General features: G+C 57.5%; 18 protein-coding genes, 1 pseudogene and 1 other annotated feature. Of the genes and pseudogenes, 12 read left to right on the forward strand and 7 right to left on the reverse strand.

What is annotated here, in order from left to right:
• From DPA2511_RS21630 to DPA2511_RS11420, 5 genes are all read right to left on the reverse strand, one after another.
• A partial coding sequence (locus DPA2511_RS21630; RefSeq protein ID WP_035050179.1) for an aldolase/citrate lyase family protein occupies window positions 1-398 on the reverse strand: 398 nt, incomplete at its 3' end.
• Window positions 395-688 (reverse strand): citrate lyase acyl carrier protein, encoded by a 294-nt coding sequence (gene citD, locus DPA2511_RS11405; protein WP_015853915.1) that lies wholly within the window; start codon window positions 686-688, stop codon window positions 395-397. The genes citD and DPA2511_RS21630, both read right to left, overlap by 4 nt.
• Before the next feature lie 30 nt (window positions 689-718).
• Window positions 719-1762: a [citrate (pro-3S)-lyase] ligase gene (gene citC, locus DPA2511_RS11410; RefSeq protein ID WP_015853916.1), complete on the reverse strand. Its 1044-nt coding sequence runs from the start codon at window positions 1760-1762 to the stop codon at window positions 719-721.
• A gap of 67 nt (window positions 1763-1829) precedes the next feature.
• A complete protein-coding gene (locus DPA2511_RS11415; RefSeq protein ID WP_015853917.1) occupies window positions 1830-2714 on the reverse strand; it encodes a fumarylacetoacetate hydrolase family protein in 885 nt (294 codons plus the stop codon).
• A gap of 63 nt (window positions 2715-2777) precedes the next feature.
• Entirely contained in the window at window positions 2778-4145 is a 1368-nt protein-coding gene (locus tag DPA2511_RS11420; protein ID WP_015853918.1) for a 2-hydroxycarboxylate transporter family protein, read from the reverse strand.
• Window positions 4146-4234: 89 nt separating this feature from the next.
• On the opposite strand from DPA2511_RS11420, the gene DPA2511_RS23470 reads away from it, so the two are divergent.
• From DPA2511_RS23470 to DPA2511_RS11435, 3 genes are all read left to right on the forward strand, one after another.
• Window positions 4235-4411, forward strand: a complete 177-nt coding sequence (locus tag DPA2511_RS23470; RefSeq protein ID WP_015853919.1) for a hypothetical protein — start codon at window positions 4235-4237, stop codon at window positions 4409-4411.
• Window positions 4412-4571: 160 nt separating this feature from the next.
• Window positions 4572-6197, forward strand: coding sequence for an ATP-binding protein (locus tag DPA2511_RS11430; RefSeq protein ID WP_015853920.1), 1626 nt, complete (start codon window positions 4572-4574; stop codon window positions 6195-6197).
• A 5-nt stretch (window positions 6198-6202) separates the two neighbouring features.
• Window positions 6203-6928 (forward strand): response regulator, encoded by a 726-nt coding sequence (locus tag DPA2511_RS11435; protein WP_015853921.1) that lies wholly within the window; start codon window positions 6203-6205, stop codon window positions 6926-6928.
• A gap of 63 nt (window positions 6929-6991) precedes the next feature.
• Here the strand turns inward: DPA2511_RS11435 and DPA2511_RS21635 are convergent.
• A pseudogene (locus tag DPA2511_RS21635) lies at window positions 6992-7812 on the reverse strand (SDR family oxidoreductase).
• 296 nt (window positions 7813-8108) lie between these two features.
• Window positions 8109-8229, forward strand: a sequence feature (His leader region).
• Window positions 8230-8291: 62 nt separating this feature from the next.
• Here DPA2511_RS21635 and hisG point away from each other — a divergent pair.
• The 9 genes from hisG (at window position 8292) to DPA2511_RS11485 (ending at window position 16242) form a co-directional block, all read left to right on the forward strand.
• Window positions 8292-9191, forward strand: coding sequence for an ATP phosphoribosyltransferase (gene hisG, locus DPA2511_RS11445; RefSeq protein ID WP_015853923.1), 900 nt, complete (start codon window positions 8292-8294; stop codon window positions 9189-9191).
• Between the two features lie 5 nt (window positions 9192-9196).
• Complete coding sequence (gene hisD / locus DPA2511_RS11450) at window positions 9197-10507, forward strand: histidinol dehydrogenase (protein WP_015853924.1); 1311 nt, start codon at window positions 9197-9199, stop codon at window positions 10505-10507.
• Window positions 10504-11574 (forward strand): histidinol-phosphate transaminase, encoded by a 1071-nt coding sequence (gene hisC / locus DPA2511_RS11455; RefSeq protein ID WP_015853925.1) that lies wholly within the window; start codon window positions 10504-10506, stop codon window positions 11572-11574. The genes hisD and hisC overlap by 4 nt, the downstream gene beginning before the upstream one ends.
• A 13-nt stretch (window positions 11575-11587) precedes the next feature.
• Window positions 11588-12655, forward strand: a complete 1068-nt coding sequence (hisB, locus tag DPA2511_RS11460) for a bifunctional histidinol-phosphatase/imidazoleglycerol-phosphate dehydratase HisB (protein WP_015853926.1) — start codon at window positions 11588-11590, stop codon at window positions 12653-12655.
• Window positions 12655-13245, forward strand: coding sequence for an imidazole glycerol phosphate synthase subunit HisH (hisH, locus tag DPA2511_RS11465; RefSeq protein WP_015853927.1), 591 nt, complete (start codon window positions 12655-12657; stop codon window positions 13243-13245). Before hisB ends, hisH begins: the two co-directional genes overlap by 1 nt.
• Window positions 13246-13251: 6 nt before the next feature.
• Window positions 13252-13989 carry a 1-(5-phosphoribosyl)-5-[(5-phosphoribosylamino)methylideneamino]imidazole-4-carboxamide isomerase gene (hisA, locus tag DPA2511_RS11470; RefSeq protein ID WP_015853928.1) on the forward strand — a complete coding sequence of 246 codons (738 nt, stop codon included), beginning with the start codon at window positions 13252-13254 and terminating at the stop codon, window positions 13987-13989.
• On the forward strand, window positions 13971-14747 hold the full coding sequence (gene hisF / locus DPA2511_RS11475; RefSeq protein WP_015853929.1) for an imidazole glycerol phosphate synthase subunit HisF: 777 nt from the start codon (window positions 13971-13973) through the stop codon (window positions 14745-14747). Before hisA ends, hisF begins: the two co-directional genes overlap by 19 nt.
• Complete coding sequence (gene hisIE / locus DPA2511_RS11480; RefSeq protein ID WP_015853930.1) at window positions 14741-15355, forward strand: bifunctional phosphoribosyl-AMP cyclohydrolase/phosphoribosyl-ATP diphosphatase HisIE; 615 nt, start codon at window positions 14741-14743, stop codon at window positions 15353-15355. The genes hisF and hisIE overlap by 7 nt, the downstream gene beginning before the upstream one ends.
• A gap of 248 nt (window positions 15356-15603) precedes the next feature.
• On the forward strand, window positions 15604-16242 hold the full coding sequence (locus DPA2511_RS11485) for a hypothetical protein (protein ID WP_015853931.1): 639 nt from the start codon (window positions 15604-15606) through the stop codon (window positions 16240-16242).
• Window positions 16243-16445: 203 nt separating this feature from the next.
• Here the strand turns inward: DPA2511_RS11485 and ihfB are convergent, their stop codons facing one another.
• Window positions 16446-16733, reverse strand: a complete 288-nt coding sequence (gene ihfB / locus DPA2511_RS11490; RefSeq protein WP_015853932.1) for an integration host factor subunit beta — start codon at window positions 16731-16733, stop codon at window positions 16446-16448.
• Window positions 16734-16787: the final 54 nt, after the last annotated feature.

Raw genomic sequence — 16787 nt, forward strand, 5'->3', positions numbered from 1 at the left:
ACGGCGGATTCGATCGCCGCCATAATGCGGGTGGAACCCACTTCCCGGCCGCAGGCTTTTTCGATGCGCACCAGGTGATGTTCCAGTTCATCCACGTCGTCGGTGGAGTCGGTCTTCGGCAGACGTACCACGTCCACCCCGCCGCGCACCGCCGCTTCCAGGTCTTTCAGACCGAACGGGGTACTGAGCTGGTTGATGCGCACCACTTTCTCGATATCGTTGTACATCGGGTGCTGCAACGCATGGAAAACCAGCAGGCGAGCGGTATCTTTTTCACGCAGGGAAACCGCGTCTTCCAGGTCGAACATGATGGAGTCCGGCTTGTAAATGAAGGCGTTGGACAGCATGGCGGCATTGGCCCCCGGCATAAACAGCATGCTGCGGCGCAATTTTTTCATGACAGTTTCTCCCATTCGATGACGTCGGTATCCGCAGCACGCAGTACCGCGCTCTGTACCCGGGCGCGGATGACACAATCCAGCGCGCCCTTGTCGTCCACAATGATGGTTCCCTCGGTCACGCCCAGCGCGGCCAGCGTTTCGTTGACGACCTGCTTAATCTGTTCGCCAAACTGTTTGATGACTTCGCTGTTGATCACAACGGTCAATTCGCCGGCCGCCGGTGCCACCTTCACCAGCAGATCGCTGGATTCGAAGGTGCCTGCGAGGGCCTCCTTGATGATTTTCATGGTGTTTTCCTGACTGATACAGTGAATGTGTTACGCGCAGGCCAATTCGCCATAACGCTGTAAATGCACAAAAGTCGTCGCCGGCACCAGCGCGCGTATCGCGTCGAACTGGCGCAGCTTCAGCAGCCGGCGCACTTCGGAGGCCGATATGGCCTGCCCGGCTTGCGCCCGCGTGCGTTCAATCTCAATGACCTGCAAGGCCGGCGCGTCCACCCTGTCCGCACACTCCAGCCAGTCGTGCATGTCCTGGTTGTAGCGATGCGTCACCGGGCAGAACGGCTCGGTGCCGACAAAGCGCCGCGTGATGTTCAACGCCGGCGCGATGTAGTGGCGGAAAATAATCAGATCCAGCGCCGCATGGGCCTGGGTGATCAGTTTTTCTTCCTTCAGGAAGTAGCCGGGGAAGGTCGCTTTGGAAATCATGTATTCCGAGCCGGCATGCACGGTCAGGTTCGGAATATGCGCCACGCCCTGACGCACCATCTCCAGCCGTTCGCTGAACGGAAAGAACGAAACGTCTTCGCGCACGACAAACAGGTGCAGCCAGTCGCAGGCCGCCGCCGCCTGTTCGGCCAGATAACGGTGCCCCAGCGTGAACGGGTTGGCGTTCATCACAATCGCGCCGATGTTATCGCCCGGCATGACTTGCGCCGCCAGCGACTGACAATACTGCCGGATGCCGATGGGGGTGTTTTCCATCAACACGGCGTGGGGGTCATAACAGGCCAGCGGATAGAACCCGCAGCCCCGGAACAGCGCAATGTTGTCCGGCCGGGTGTAGAGGAACAGGTGGAACTGCCCGCGTTCCGCCGCGTACTGCACCACTTCGCTCACCACCCGCACGCCAAGATTCAGTTCCCGGTAAGCCGGGTCGACCGCGACGCACTTGATGGTGTTGCCGCACAGCCCGGCGCAGGCCACCAGCCGCCCCTGATGCCGCCCGACGACGAACATGTCGATGTCCCGATCCATGCCAAGATGGCAATGGGCCAGAAACCCGCTTACCTCTTCCCGCGCCGCATGGGCGCCCGGATTATTCAGTGGGGAAAATTCAACATTCTCATCGACGTACATAACGGTTTTCCTGCTGCTGGTCTTGCGCTTTTCGGTACGGCCGCCGGTGTTCCGACGGCCGACCCGGTCAGTGGCCGACGGCGATCGGCGTTGCCGGTACGGCTTTCGCCGGCTGCGGCGCTTCACCGATAGTGTTGCGCAGATGCCCCACGTTCTCGATGTCCACTTCGATGCTGTCACCGGGGTGCATAAACAGCGGCGGCGTGCGTTTTTTGCCGACGCCGCCCGGCGACCCGGTAATGATGACATCGCCCGCGCTCAGTGCGGTGAAGGTGCTGATGTATTCAATCAGCTCCGCCACCTTGTGGATCATGCTGGCGGTGTTGTCGTCCTGCACCATACGCCCGTTGAGGTAGGTGCGGATGGCCAACTGATGCGGATCCGGAATTTCGTCGCGGGTGGTCAGGTATGGCCCGAACGCGCCGGTTTTCTGCCAGTTTTTGCCGGCGGTGAACCAGCTGTGCTGCCAGTCGCGCGCCGAACCGTCCATGTAGCAACTGTACCCCGCGACATGGGACAGGGCATGGTCGCGGTGGATGCCCTGACCGGCCTTGCCGATAACCACCGCCAGTTCGCCTTCATAGTCGAACTCGCTGGAATAGTGCGGTTTGAGCACTTGCGTGTTATGACCGGTCTGCGAATCGGCGAAACGGACAAACAGCGTCGGCGCCGGGTTCTGTTCGTCGAACTCCTTGCGTTTGTCGGCGTAGTTCATGCCCACGCACAGGATTTTGGAGGGCGACACGATGACCGGCAGGAAGGTCACATCCGCCACCGGGATATCCGGGGTCTGATGCTGAAATTCTTCCGCCAGGCGGAGGGCCTCGCCGGCCAGCAGCGCTTTGAGATCCGGGTAACGTTCGCCGAGGCGGCTGCCCAAGTCGATAAGACCGGCCTGGGTGTAGATCCCGTAGCTGTTTTTGCCGTTATGGCGGTAGCTTGCAAGTTTCATAATTCTTTACCTATTTGAATAACGCTGCGTTGCTCGTGCAGTTTTATTGCGTTAATACCGCCGTCACACCAGGAACTTGCCGAGAACCAGCAAGGCCACGGAGACGTTGATGGCCCCACCGATACGGGTGGCAATCTGAGCAAACGGCATCAGCACCATACGGTTGCCGGCGGTGAGGATTGCCACGTCGCCGGTACCGCCCTGCCCGCTCTGGCAGCAGGAGATGATGGCGACATCAATCGGGTGCATGCCAATTTTCTTACCGACGAAGAAACCGGTAGTGACCAAAGCGACCACGGTAGAAACAATCACCAGCAGATTAGTGAGGGTGAATGCGTGTACCAGTTCCTGCCACGGCGTGATAGCCACACCAACGGCGAACAGAATCGGGTAGGTCACGGACGTCTGGAAGAATTTGTAAACCACCTGAGAACCTTCTAGCAGTCGCGGAGACGCGCCATTCACCAATTTGACGAAGACCGCCACGAACAGCATACCGACTGGCGCAGGCAGACCGATCGTTTTCTGGCCGACCATACCCACCATGTACAACAGGATGGCCAGCAGCGCACCCGCCGCCAGGTTGGACGGATCCATCTTGCCGCTCACCGCGCTGGTCAGAGAGGCCGGAGCCTGTTCTGTATCATTGGCTTTGTTCGGCATCAGCTCGCCTTCGCCGGTCAGGTGCGGATAGCGTTTACCCAACTGGTTCAAGGCACCCGAGATAACAATGGCGGTCAGGCTGCCCAGCATCACGATCGGCAGGATACGGCCCAGCGCCACGCCTTGATCCATATGCATCAATGCGGCATACCCGATGGATAACGGGATGGCGCCTTCGCCCACACCGCCGGCCATAATCGGCAACACCAGGAAGAAGAACACCTGGAACGGATCCATACCCAGCGTGATACCTACGCCCATACCGACCAGCATGCCGACCACTTCACCGCACAGCATCGGGAAGAAAATCCGCAGGAAGCCCTGAATCAGCGTCTGCCGGTTCATGCTCATGATGCTGCCGACGATGATGCAGCAGATATACAGATATAAAATGTTGGTGGATTTGTAGAATTTGGTGGTGGACTCAACCACAACCTGCGGCAGCAGACCGTAGTACACCAGCGCAGACGGAATGAAGGTGGCGCAAATCGCCGCCGCCCCCATCTTGCCGACGAGCGGCAGACGTTTACCGAACTCGCCGCAGGCAAAACCAAAAAACGCCAGCGTCGCGACCATCACGACGATATCACTGGGCAGTTTCCCTCCCAGACAATCCAGACCGATCAACAAACCCGCCAGCAAAAATAACGGCACTGGAATAACACCAATTTTGTAGTTATCCAGAATATGCCACCATTTCTCTTTTAACGAAGCCTTCCCAGAGGCCCCCTCTTTCACAACGATATAAGCATCATCAGTGGTACTCATAACCTTCTCCCCTTGTTATTTTCCCGCGCATCTTAAAAGTTGAATGCTCATTATTATGTGACAATCCTCAAATTAGAAAATGAGTTTTAATGGCACTTATGGTTTTTATGGTTTTAATTATTTTTTCATTTAAAAACAACAAATTAAAATACGCCAAGATGGGAGGTTTTTCCGTGGTTTTTATGGATTTTATGGTGAAAATGGTTTGTTTGGAAATAAAAAATCACATGTTGAAAAAAGGTAAAACAATTGTCCGATTGCCGTGAATTCCAATTTAATTTTTATTTAAAACTTCGGAATAAAAAATACAAATTTCACAATGTCCCCGGCACAACTCACAATACGACTTTTTGCTCCCTGTTTTTTACGCCGTTCATGATAAATTAGCCACCTCAGAATGCTGAATGCTTCCGGAATATGCACGTTATGACTGTCAGATACCCTTTCCATCTCAGGTTATTCATCTATCTGATGATCTTTTTTTCGCTGCTGCTCGGCGGCACCAGCATCTATTATTATTATGTCGTCGAACAGCAGATGTATTCCGACCTCGGCAGTCGCGCCCAGATTCAGGCGCGGGAAATTGCCATTATTCCGTCGTTGATCGCGGCGGTGAAGCAACGTGACCTCGTCACCATCGACTCGTTGGTCGATCAACTCCGCGCACGCAGCGACGCCAGTTTTATCGTCATCGGCGATCGCAACGCCACCCACCTTTACCATTCTGAAGATCCGGCGCTGCTCGGCACCGAGATGATCGGCGGCGACAATCAGGAGGTGTTGGCAGGCCAAAGCACCATTACGTTGCGCCGCGGCGCGATTGGCATTTCCTTACGCAGCAAAGCGCCGATTATGGATGGCGATCAGGTGATCGGCATTGTTTCCGTCGGCTATCTGAAAAAACGTATCGATAACCTCACCTTCAGCAAAGTTGCCCAAATCGGGTTAGCTATCGGCGTCACGCTGGTGGCGCTGTTCTTCTTTTCATGGCTGTTCGCCCGCAATCTGAAAAAACAGATGTTCGGGCTGGAGCCGTTGGAAATCCGCCTGCTGGTGCGGCAACAAAAAGCGCTGTTGGAATCCATCTACGAAGGCGTGATCGCCATCGATAAAGAGCGGCGCATCGCGGTGATCAACCGGGCGGCCAAAGAACTGCTGGGGCTGGACGCGCCGACCTGGCAATTGCGGGGAAAGCCGATCGACGATGTCATCGCGCCCGCCGCGTTCTTTAGCCAACCCGATATCGTGAACACCGACACGCACGACGAAATCTGCCGTTTCAACCATGTCACCGTGATCGCCAGCCGGGTGCGCATCATGCTGGAAGACGAGTTGCAAGGATGGGTGATCAGTTTCCGCGATAAAAACGACATTCATACGCTGGGGATGCAGCTCAGCCAGGTGAAGCGTTACGCCAACAGCCTGCGCATCCTGCGTCATGAACAGCTTAACTGGACCGCAACCCTGGCCGGCCTGCTGCACCTGCGGCGCTACGATGAAGCGATCAGTTATATCGAAGCGCAGTCAGAAGGCGCCCAGGTCGTGCTGGATTTTATCGCCAGCCGGTTTTGCTCTCCGACGCTGTGCGGGCTGCTGCTGGGTAAATATGCCAGCGCGCGGGAAAAAGGTATCGAACTGCGCTTCGATCCGCGTTGTCAGCTTAACGCCATCCCCGCAGCACTGAACGAAACCGAACTGATGTCGATCATCGGCAATTTAATTGATAATGCGGTGGAAGCCACACTCGCCAGCACCTGGACTCATTATCCTGTCGAGGTTTATATCCACGACGGTGAGCAGGAATTGGTCATTGAAGTGGCCGATCAGGGCACCGGCATTGACCCCGCCATCGCCGATCGGGTATTTGAGATGGGCGTGACCAGTAAGCGAGAAGGCGATCACGGCTTGGGGCTGCACCTGGTGTCCAGTTACGTCAGTCAGGCTCAAGGGGTGATTGAAGTCTCCGATAACCAGCCATACGGCACAATTTTTTCGCTTTTTATTCCCAAGCACATTGGGCTTAATCACAACCGCCAACAACAGGAAAACTGAGTACCATGCCGATTGCGAGTACCATGCCGACTGAACGATCCATTGATAATTTCGACGTGCTTATCGTGGAGGATGAAAGAAAGCTGGCCAACATCCATGCCGAGTTCATCGAAAAGAACTTCGCGCTGCGCGTAGTGGGCATCGCCTCAACCCTGAACGATGCCAGGCGGCTGATACAGCAACACAAACCACGGCTGATCCTGCTGGACAATTACTTGCCGGACGGCGAAGGCGTTTCACTGATCGAAAGCGATGTACTCAAGGGCACCCAGTGTTCGGTGATCTTCATCACCGCCGCCAGCGACATGAATACCTGCGCGCAGGCGATCCGCTGCGGCGCGTTCGATTACATCATCAAACCGGTTGCCTACCCGCGTCTGCGCTCCTCGCTGGAGCGTTTTATCCAGTTCGTCAAAACGCAACATACTTACAAGGTTGTCGACCAGCAAAACGTGGATGTGCTTTATCAACTGCAAGCGTCAACCGCCCCCAATGGGCCCGGCAGCAAAGGCATTGAGGAAAATACCCTCAATCGGGTGCGTCAAATGTTCCTCAACGCGCCCGACACGCTGTACTCCGTCGATGAGGTGGTCACGCAGACCGGGCTGAGTAAAACCACCGCACGCCGTTATCTGGAATTCGGGGTGGAGAACCACTTTCTGGAAATTGAAATGCGCTACGGCAAGATCGGGCACCCGCGCCGTCTGTACCGTAAAAAAGAAGCCGAATAACCCCTCCGACGGCGACGGGCGTGCTGCGAACAACGCCCGTGGCCGCTCATCCTTTCCCCGCGCTTAAAACACCATGCTCATCGGGTCTGGATACTGGTACTCAAATCCCAGTTCACGGCAGATTCGCTGCCCGTCCACCCGCCGGTCTTGCGCCGGGTCGCCCGGCAAAAAGTGCGGCGGCGTCAGCCCCATGTGTGTCGCCTGCGCCGGATAAAACACGTCGCGGGCCGGGTGCAGCGGCGCGCACAGATTATACAGGTGCCCGCCGTGCGGGCGTTGCAGCAGCAGCTCGACCGCGGCGATCACGTCGTCCTGATGCACCAGATTCACACCGTGACACCCGTTCGGCACGTCACGCCGCCCCGCCAGAAAACGCCCGGGATGCCGATCCGCCCCCACCAGCCCGGCCAGCCGCAAAATATCCACCTGCGTATGCGGCAGCGCATGCAGCCACTGCTCTAACGCCACCAACACCCGGCCGTTGTCGGTATCCGGCTGCAACGGGCTGTCCTCTTTCAATTTGCCGCGGGTGGCGCCGTACACCGCCGACGAACTGGTGTAGATGATGCGCGGTACGCCAAACGCCAGCGCGCTGTTGACCAGTTGCTGTACCGCCTGCAAATGGCCGCCCCTTCCCGGGCGGTGCGCCCCGGCGGCAGGGTAACGATCAGCGCCTCCGTTTGCAGCAGCGCCGCCAGCGCTTCCGGCTCGCACTCCGGTTCCGGCGTCAGCCTCAAGCGGTAGCAGTCCACCCCCGACAACCGCGCCGCTTCCACGCCGTCATCCGTCGTCTTGCTGCCCGTGACCTGATACCCCCGCCCCAGCAAGGCCAGCGCCAGCGGCATCCCCAACCAGCCCAGCCCGATTATTGATACCTTCTTCATCGTTTCACCCCGATCTCTGCGGTTTTCGCCAGGTTGTTGCATCATGAAGTAACACCGTGACGCGGCACGGCGTCCCTTGTTCAGTTTACTCTTCGTCCCCCGGCAGTGATGACAATAAACGTGATGTTTTTAAAGGGTGATATTTTTGGGGTAAAAAAATGTTGCGTGAAGATAGCAAGATAGTTTAGGTTAGCTGACAGTTGAAACAACGCGGAAATGCCGCGAAGGCGCCCCAAAAACGCGCGCCATCACTGACACAGAGATAACCAAATTATGTTACGCACCCTGTTAAGCCACCATCATCACCATCACCCTGACTAGTCTTTCAGGCATTTGGTGCTGGAAGACAGTCAAATCTTCCAGTGGCACAGCGTGCGAAAAGAGCCCCCGGAAGATCGATTTCGGGGGCTTTTTTTATGGCCCTAACTTTTAAAAGCCTGAATCAACAGGCGTCACAGACAGGATAAATTGAGGTTCACATGCTGGATAAATCACGTTTACGCATCGCGATGCAGAAATCAGGCCGCCTGAGCGACGACTCACGGGAATTGCTTGCTCGCTGCGGCATCAAAATCAATCTGCAACAGCAACGTCTGATCGCGTTCGCCGAAAACATGCCTATCGATATTTTGCGCGTCCGCGATGACGATATCCCCGGTCTGGTGATGGACGGCGTGGTCGATTTGGGCATCATCGGCGAGAACGTGCTGGAAGAGGAACTGCTCGACCGCCGCGCCCAGGGGGAAGACCCGCGCTACTTCACGCTGCGTCGTCTCGACTTCGGCGGATGCCGCCTGTCGCTGGCTATGCCGCTCGATGAGGAGTACACCGGCCCGCAATGCCTGAACAATAAACGCATCGCCACGTCCTACCCCCACCTGCTCAAGAAATACCTTGATAAACAAGGCGTCAATTTCAAATCCTGCCTGCTTAACGGTTCGGTGGAAGTAGCGCCGCGCGCCGGGCTGGCCGACGCTATCTGCGATCTGGTTTCGACCGGCGCCACACTGGAAGCCAACGGCCTGCGCGAAGTGGAAGTGATTTACCGCTCCAAAGCCTGCCTGATCCAACGCGACGGCGAGATGCCGGTGGATAAACAGCAGTTGATCGACAAATTGCTGACCCGCATGCAAGGCGTGATTCAGGCGCGTGAATCCAAATACATCATGCTGCACGCGCCCAGCGATCGCCTGGAAGAGGTGATCGGGTTGTTGCCGGGCGCCGAGCGCCCCACCATCCTGCCGCTGGCGGGTGATCAGAACCGGGTGGCCATGCACATGGTCAGCAGCGAAACCCTGTTCTGGGAAACCATGGAAAAACTGAAAGTGCTGGGCGCCAGTTCCATTCTGGTACTGCCGATCGAGAAAATGATGGAGTGAGGGTCATGACCAATCGTTTCAATACCCTGATTGACTGGCAGTCCAGTTCGGCGGAACAACAGCGGCAGTTGCTGACGCGCCCGGCGATTTCCGCCTCCGGCCGCATCACCGCCACCGTCAGCGAGATTCTGGATCGCGTTAACGCCGAAGGCGACGCGGCGCTGCGCGATTTCAGCGCCCGTTTCGACAAGGTACAGGTGGATAATCTGCGCGTCTCCGCCGCCGATATCGACGCCGCCGCCGCCCGGTTGGGCGACGACATCAAACAGGCGATGGCGAATGCGGTGCGCAATATCGAGACGTTCCATTATGCGCAGGTGTTGCCGCCGGTGGATGTGGAAACCCAACCCGGCGTGCGTTGCCAGCAGGTGACGCGCCCCATCGCCAGCGTCGGCCTGTATATCCCCGGCGGCTCTGCGCCGCTGTTATCCACCGTCCTGATGCTGGCGACGCCGGCGCGCATCGCCGGCTGCGGCAAGGTCATCCTGTGTTCGCCGCCGCCCATCGCCGATGAAATTCTGTATGCGGCGAAGCTGTGCGGCGTGCAGGAAATCTACCAGCTCGGCGGCGCGCAGGCGGTGGCGGCGATGGCGTTCGGCACCGACAGCGTGCCCAAAGTGGATAAAATCTTCGGCCCCGGCAACGCCTACGTCACCGAGGCCAAACGTCAGGTCAGCCAACGCCTTGACGGCGCCGCCATCGACATGCCGGCCGGCCCGTCCGAAGTGTTGGTGATCGCCGATGGCGGCGCTACGCCGGATTTCATCGCCGCCGATTTGCTCTCCCAGGCGGAACACGGCCCGGATTCGCAGGTGATTCTGTTGACGCCGGACGCCGCCATGGCGCAGGCGGTGATCGCGGCGGTCGAGCGCCAGCTCGCCACCCTCTCCCGCGCCGACATCGCCCGTCAGGCGCTGGACAGCAGCCGGGTGATTGTGACCCGCGATCTGGATCAGTGCGTGGACATCAGCAACCAGTACGGCCCGGAACACCTGATCATCCAGACCCGCAACGCGGCAGATTTGGTGGCGCACATCACCAGCGCCGGTTCGGTGTTTCTGGGCGATTGGTCGCCGGAATCGGCGGGTGACTACGCCTCCGGCACCAACCATGTGCTGCCGACCTATGGCTATACCGCCACCTATTCCAGCCTGGGTCTGGCGGATTTCCAAAAGCGCATGACCGTGCAGCAGTTATCGCCGCAAGGGTTGCTGGGCCTGGCCGTCACCATCGAGACCCTGGCGCAGGCCGAACAGTTAACCGCCCACAAGAATGCCGTCACCCTGCGCGTCAACGCCCTGAAGGAGCAAGCATGAGTATCGAAAATCTGGCGCGCGAGAATGTGCGCCGTTTGACCCCGTACCAGTCTGCCCGTCGCCTTGGCGGCAACGGCGATGTGTGGCTCAACGCCAACGAATTCCCGCAGGCGCCGGAATACTCGCTCACGCTGCACACCCTGAACCGTTATCCGGAATGCCAACCGGCGCAGGTGATCGCGCGTTACGCCGCTTACGCCGGCGTCACGCCGGAACAGGTACTGGTGAGCCGCGGCGCCGACGAAGGTATCGAACTGCTGATTCGCGCCTTTTGCGAACCGGGCAAAGACGCCATTCTGTTCTGCCCGCCCACCTACGGCATGTACGCCGTCAGCGCCGAAACCTTCGGCGTGGAACGTCGTATCGCCCAGAGCACGGCGGACTGGCAGCTTGATGTGGCGTCCATCGAGCGTCAGTTGGATAACGTGAAGCTGATTTACATCTGCTCCCCCAATAACCCGACCGGCAATCTGGTCAATCAGGACGATCTGCGTCGGGTGCTGGCGCTGGCGCGCGGCCGGGCGGTCGTGGCTATCGACGAGGCCTATATCGAATTCTGCCCGCAAGCCTCCACCGTCAATTGGTTGGCGGACTACCCGCATCTGGTGATCCTGCGTACGTTGTCCAAGGCTTTCGCGCTGGCCGGGTTACGTTGTGGTTTCACGCTCGCCAATGCCGACGTTATCCAGTTGCTGCTCAAAGTGATTGCCCCTTATCCGCTCTCGCTGCCGGTGGCCGATATCGCAGCGCAAGCCTTGAGCGATGCCGGAATTGCCCAGATGCGCCGGAACGTCGCCGAGGTGCGGGAAAACCGCCGCTGGCTGGAAGAGGCGCTGAACAACCTGGACGGCGTAGACACCGTGTTCGCCAGCGAGAGCAACTACCTGCTGGTGCGTTTCGCCGACTCGGCAACCGTCTTTAAAACCTTGTGGGATCAAGGCATTATTCTGCGCGATCAAAATAAACAGCCAGGGCTGGCCGGTTGCCTGCGTATTACCATCGGCAATCGTTACGAATGCGAGCGCGTTATCACCGCACTGCAGGCGCTGTCTGCCACTACTGCGTAATTGAGGAATCACCGTGGGATTAAAATATCTTTTCATCGACCGCGACGGCACCCTGATCGCCGAGCCGCCCGAGGATTTTCAGGTAGACCGTTTGGACAAGCTGGCGCTGGAGCCGGACGTGATCCCGTCGCTGCTGACATTGCAGAAGGCCGGTTTCAAACTGGTGATGATCACCAATCAGGATGGGTTAGGCACCGCCAGCTTCCCGCAGGCGGATTTCGACCCGCCGCATAACCTGATGATGCAGATTTTCACCTCGCAGGGCGTGCGCTTCGAGCGTGTGCTGATTTGCCCGCATTTGCCCGGCGATAACTGCGCGTGCCGTAAACCCAAAACCGCGTTGGTGGATGCGTTTCTGAAAGACAACGTGATGGACAGCGACAATAGCTTCGTCATCGGCGACCGCGAAACCGACGTGCAACTGGCGCAAAATATGGGGATTGCCGGTCTGCGCTATCAACGTGATGGTTTGAACTGGCAGGCGATTACCGCGCAACTGACCAAGAGCGACCGCCACGCCCAGGTTAACCGGGTAACGCGCGAAACCGCTATCGACGTTGACGTCTGGCTGGATCGCGAAGGCGGCAGCAAGATCAACACCGGCGTTGGTTTCTTCGACCATATGCTGGATCAAATCGCCACTCACGGCGGTTTCCGCATGAATATCGATGTTAAGGGCGATCTGTACATCGACGATCACCACACGGTGGAAGACACCGCGCTGGCGCTGGGCGAGGCGCTGAACAAGGCGCTGGGCGACAAGCGCGGCATCGGCCGTTTCGGTTTCGTGCTACCGATGGATGAGTGTCTGGCCCGTTGCGCGCTGGACATCTCCGGCCGGCCGCATCTGGAGTACAAAGCGGAGTTCAATTACCAGCGCGTGGGCGACCTCAGCACCGAGATGGTAGAGCACTTTTTCCGCTCGCTCTCTTATGCCATGGCCTGCACCCTGCACCTGAGAACCAAGGGCCGCAACGACCATCATCGGGTGGAAAGCCTGTTCAAGGTGTTCGGCCGCGCCTTGCGTCAGGCAATACGTGTCGAGGGTAATACGCTGCCCAGCTCCAAAGGAGTGTTGTGATGAACGTGGTGATTCTCGATACCGGTTGCGCCAATCTCTCCTCGGTGATGTACGCGGTGAAACGTCTGGGCTATGACCCGCTGGTCAGCCGCGACCCAGAGGTGGTGCTGCGCGCCGATAAGCTGTTTCTGCCGGGCGTGGGTACCGCGCAGGCGGCGATGGATCAACTGGCGGAGCGCCAGTTGATCGACCTGATAAAAACCTGCACCCAGCCGGTGCTGGGTATCTGTCTCGGTATGCAACTGCTGGGCAGCCGTAGCGATGAAAATAACGGCGTGGACACACTGGGTATCATCGACACGCCGGTGGTACAGATGGCCGACCACGGCCTGCCGCTGCCGCATATGGGCTGGAACCGGGTCACGCCGCAGGCGGGCCACCGGCTGTTCCACGCGATTCCCGACGGCGCGTACTTCTATTTCGTCCACAGTTACGCTATGCCGGTATGCGCCAATACGATCGCGCAATCCACTTACGGCGAGCCGTTCACCGCGGCGGTACAGAAAGACAATTTCTACGGCGTGCAATTCCACCCGGAGCGCTCCGGTGCGGCGGGCGCGCAGTTGCTGAAAAATTTTCTGGAGATGTAAACGGCGATGATTATTCCCGCTTTGGATTTAATTGACGGACAGGTGGTTCGTTTGCATCAGGGCGACTACGGTCAGCAACGCCAGTACGGCAACGACCCGCTGCCCCGTTTGCAGGATTACCAACACCAGGGTGCGCAGGTGTTGCATCTGGTGGATCTGACCGGCGCCAAAGACCCGGCGGCGCGCCAGATCCCGCTGCTGAAAACGCTGCTGGCCGGCGTTTCCGTGCCGGTACAGGTTGGCGGCGGCATCCGCACCGAACAGGATGTCGTATCCCTGCTGGAAGCCGGCGCGCGCCGCGTAGTGATTGGCTCCACCGCCGTAAAACAGCCGGAGTTGGTACAACAGTGGTTTACCCGCTACGGCGCGGAAGCGCTGGTGTTGGCGCTGGACGTGCGCATCGACGCGCAGGGCGTTAAGCAAGTCGCTATCAGCGGCTGGCAGGAAAGCAGCGGCGCCACGCTGGAGCAGACCGTGGAGAGTTATCTGCCGTTCGGCCTGAAACACGTACTCTGTACCGACATTTCCCGCGACGGTACGTTGCAGGGCTCGAATGTCGATTTATACCGCGAGGTGAGCCAGCGTTATCCGCAGGTGGCGTTTCAAGCTTCCGGCGGCATCGGTTCGCTGGCGGATATCGCCGCGTTGCGCGGTAGCGGCGTTCAGGGCGTGATCGTCGGTCGAGCTTTGCTGGAAGGTAAATTTAACGTGGCGGAGGCAATCTCATGCTGGCAAAACGGATAATCCCTTGTCTGGACGTGCGTGACGGCCAGGTGGTCAAGGGCGTGCAGTTCCGCAATCATGAAATTATCGGCGATATCGTGCCGTTGGCTCAGCGCTATGCGCAAGAAGGCGCCGATGAACTGGTGTTTTACGATATCACCGCCTCTTCCGACGGCCGGGTGGTGGACAAAAGCTGGGTGTCTCGCGTGGCGGAAGTGATTGATATCCCCTTCTGCGTCGCCGGCGGGATCAAGAGTATTGAAGATGCCGGGCAGATACTCTCTTTCGGCGCCGATAAGATCTCCATCAATTCGCCCGCCCTGGCCGACCCCGATTTAATTTCCCGACTGGCGGATCGCTATGGCGTACAATGCATCGTGGTCGGCATCGATACCTGGCATGACGCCGAAACCGGCCGTTATCATGTCAATCAGTATACCGGCGATGAATCACGTACCCGTGTCACCCAGTGGGAAACGCTGGATTGGGTGCAAGAGGTGCAGAAGCGCGGTGCCGGCGAGATCGTTCTGAACATGATGAATCAGGATGGCGTGCGCAATGGTTACGATCTGGCGCAATTGACGCGGGTGCGCGATGTTTGTCATGTTCCGCTGATCGCTTCCGGCGGTGCGGGAACCATGCAGCATTTTCTGGCGGCGTTTCAGCAGGCCGGCGTGGACGGCGCACTGGCGGCGTCGGTATTCCATAAACAAATCATCAATATTGGTGAACTCAAGCAATTCCTTAAGCAACAAGGCGTGGAGATTCGGGTGTGTTAACTGAACAACAACGAAACCAGCTCGACTGGCAAAAAACCGACGGCATGTTACCGGTCGTCGTACAACACGCGGTTTCCGGTGAAGTGCTGATGCTGGGCTATATGAATCAGGCCGCGCTGCAGGTGACGGAAGAAACCGGTAAAGTGACCTTCTACTCCCGTACCAAACAGCGGTTGTGGACTAAGGGCGAATCGTCCGGACACTTTTTAAATGTGGAATCGATTACACCGGACTGCGATAACGATACGCTGCTGGTGCTGGCGACGCCGATCGGCCCGACCTGTCATCTGGGCAATACCAGTTGTTTCCATCCGGCGGAAAGCCGCTGGCAGTTCCTTTACCAACTGGAACAACTGCTGGCCGAGCGTAAGAATGCCGATCCGGCCAGTTCCTACACCGCGAAACTGTACGCCAGCGGCACCAAGCGCATCGCGCAGAAAGTCGGCGAGGAAGGGCTGGAAACCGCGCTGGCGGCGACTGTCCACGATCGGGAGGAACTGACTAACGAAGCCGCCGATCTGGTTTATCACCTGCTGGTGTTGCTACAGGATCAGGAGCTGGATTTGGCCACCATCATTCAGCGTTTGAAAGCGCGTCATAACCGCTGATATGTCATCCGCTTTGCCGGCTTCCGCCGCCGGTAAAGCGTCTCGCTTTTCCCTTCTTTCCCATCTTCGGCAAAATATTCGCCCGGTTTAACCGCGTCTGCGCATGTCTGGTTGATTAGGCTTTATTCGTGTTCAGCGGTGCGGAATAACGATACTTCGCGACCGCAGCAGTCAATCAAACCGGCCCGCTCCTGTGGCGCAAGTCCGCGTCACCGTTTCGGACATTTTCGCCAAGTAAGGAAAATGATATGCAACAGAAAATACGAGGTTCCCAACTGACGGTAATCGGCGCCATGTTGGCGGCGACGCTGCTGAGTCAAGGAGTATCGGCAGCGGATGCCAAAGTAGAAAGCTTGATCAAAAAGAATGGGCTGGATAACACACGGGTGCTGGTTATGTATCAGAACGGCAACCTGCAGCTTCAAACTGAAACGCCAAACAAGCTGATTCTGGTTAATCCTAAAGTCCGTGCCACCGATGTAGAGGCAAGCAAGGCCATGTACTGGTATCGGGGTATGCAATTTGATGAGTACAAGGCTTTCGACGCCACTAAATTTAAAACACTCCCTTGCGTGCAACAGGACAGCTTTTGCGGCATTACACCGGAATATACTTACGCGGCTAAATATCTGACCATTGAAAAACCCGGGGTCATGGTTCAGTTCAGTACGATAGAACCGGGCTGGCTTTATAACGAATTCACCAATAAGCATCGCTGCCAAATCAAAGCGGAAGGCGGCGGTACATTCGGACTCGGGGGAAAAGGAACCTCGGGCAGTTGCGATGCCGAATATAAGAACAAAGGATTGGGCAACATTTTCAACGGCTGGTTACAGCCGCCTCAAAAAATAGAGCCCATTATCGCCTACGTGCTTCTGGCAAAATAATCGTCCAGCATCAGGGGGATAGGGCCTTTTTAACCAACCGTCGCCACCTAATAACTGGCTTAACGCTGGAAGCTTTTCGAAACCCTCGGCCAGGTAGGGGTTTCTATCGACTAATAATCACCACCTCCCGAGGCGGTGGTTTACAGCTGGCAAAAAAATAGCACCCTCTCGGGTGCTATTCATGAAACAGGCGTTATGGCTGATTATCCGCCATATATGTTGGCACGATCTCGCAATTCCTTACCCGGTTTGAAGTGAGGAACATATTTACCTTCCAGATCCACTTTTTCGCCGGTTTTCGGATTACGGCCAGTGCGTGGTGCACGGTAGTGGAGTGAAAAACTGCCAAACCCGCGAATTTCGATGCGATCGCCATCGGCCAGCGTAGTGGCCATCTGCTCCAGCATCTCTTTCACCGCTTCCTCAACCACTTTGGCCGGGATATGCGATTGCTGTCCAGCAAGTCTTTCAATAAGTTCAGACTTGGTCATGATTCCTCCAAGTGAGTGGCTTGTGCATGCCACTGTAACTTACTACCGTTTAAG

Origin of the sequence: Musicola paradisiaca NCPPB 2511 (genome assembly GCF_000400505.1) — a bacterium.
Classification (GTDB): domain Bacteria; phylum Pseudomonadota; class Gammaproteobacteria; order Enterobacterales; family Enterobacteriaceae; genus Musicola; species Musicola paradisiaca.

Coding starts and splice junctions, on each gene's coding strand:
- citD (WP_015853915.1), bottom strand. CDS start 688: ATGAAAATCATCAAGGAGGCCCTCGCAGGCACCTTCGAATCCAGCGAT.
- citC (WP_015853916.1), bottom strand. CDS start 1,762: ATGTACGTCGATGAGAATGTTGAATTTTCCCCACTGAATAATCCGGGC.
- DPA2511_RS11415 (WP_015853917.1), bottom strand. CDS start 2,714: ATGAAACTTGCAAGCTACCGCCATAACGGCAAAAACAGCTACGGGATC.
- DPA2511_RS11420 (WP_015853918.1), bottom strand. CDS start 4,145: ATGAGTACCACTGATGATGCTTATATCGTTGTGAAAGAGGGGGCCTCT.
- DPA2511_RS23470 (WP_015853919.1), top strand. CDS start 4,235: ATGGCACTTATGGTTTTTATGGTTTTAATTATTTTTTCATTTAAAAAC.
- DPA2511_RS11430 (WP_015853920.1), top strand. CDS start 4,572: ATGACTGTCAGATACCCTTTCCATCTCAGGTTATTCATCTATCTGATG.
- DPA2511_RS11435 (WP_015853921.1), top strand. CDS start 6,203: ATGCCGATTGCGAGTACCATGCCGACTGAACGATCCATTGATAATTTC.
- hisG (WP_015853923.1), top strand. CDS start 8,292: ATGCTGGATAAATCACGTTTACGCATCGCGATGCAGAAATCAGGCCGC.
- hisD (WP_015853924.1), top strand. CDS start 9,197: ATGACCAATCGTTTCAATACCCTGATTGACTGGCAGTCCAGTTCGGCG.
- hisC (WP_015853925.1), top strand. CDS start 10,504: ATGAGTATCGAAAATCTGGCGCGCGAGAATGTGCGCCGTTTGACCCCG.
- hisH (WP_015853927.1), top strand. CDS start 12,655: ATGAACGTGGTGATTCTCGATACCGGTTGCGCCAATCTCTCCTCGGTG.
- hisA (WP_015853928.1), top strand. CDS start 13,252: ATGATTATTCCCGCTTTGGATTTAATTGACGGACAGGTGGTTCGTTTG.
- hisF (WP_015853929.1), top strand. CDS start 13,971: ATGCTGGCAAAACGGATAATCCCTTGTCTGGACGTGCGTGACGGCCAG.
- DPA2511_RS11485 (WP_015853931.1), top strand. CDS start 15,604: ATGCAACAGAAAATACGAGGTTCCCAACTGACGGTAATCGGCGCCATG.
- ihfB (WP_015853932.1), bottom strand. CDS start 16,733: ATGACCAAGTCTGAACTTATTGAAAGACTTGCTGGACAGCAATCGCAT.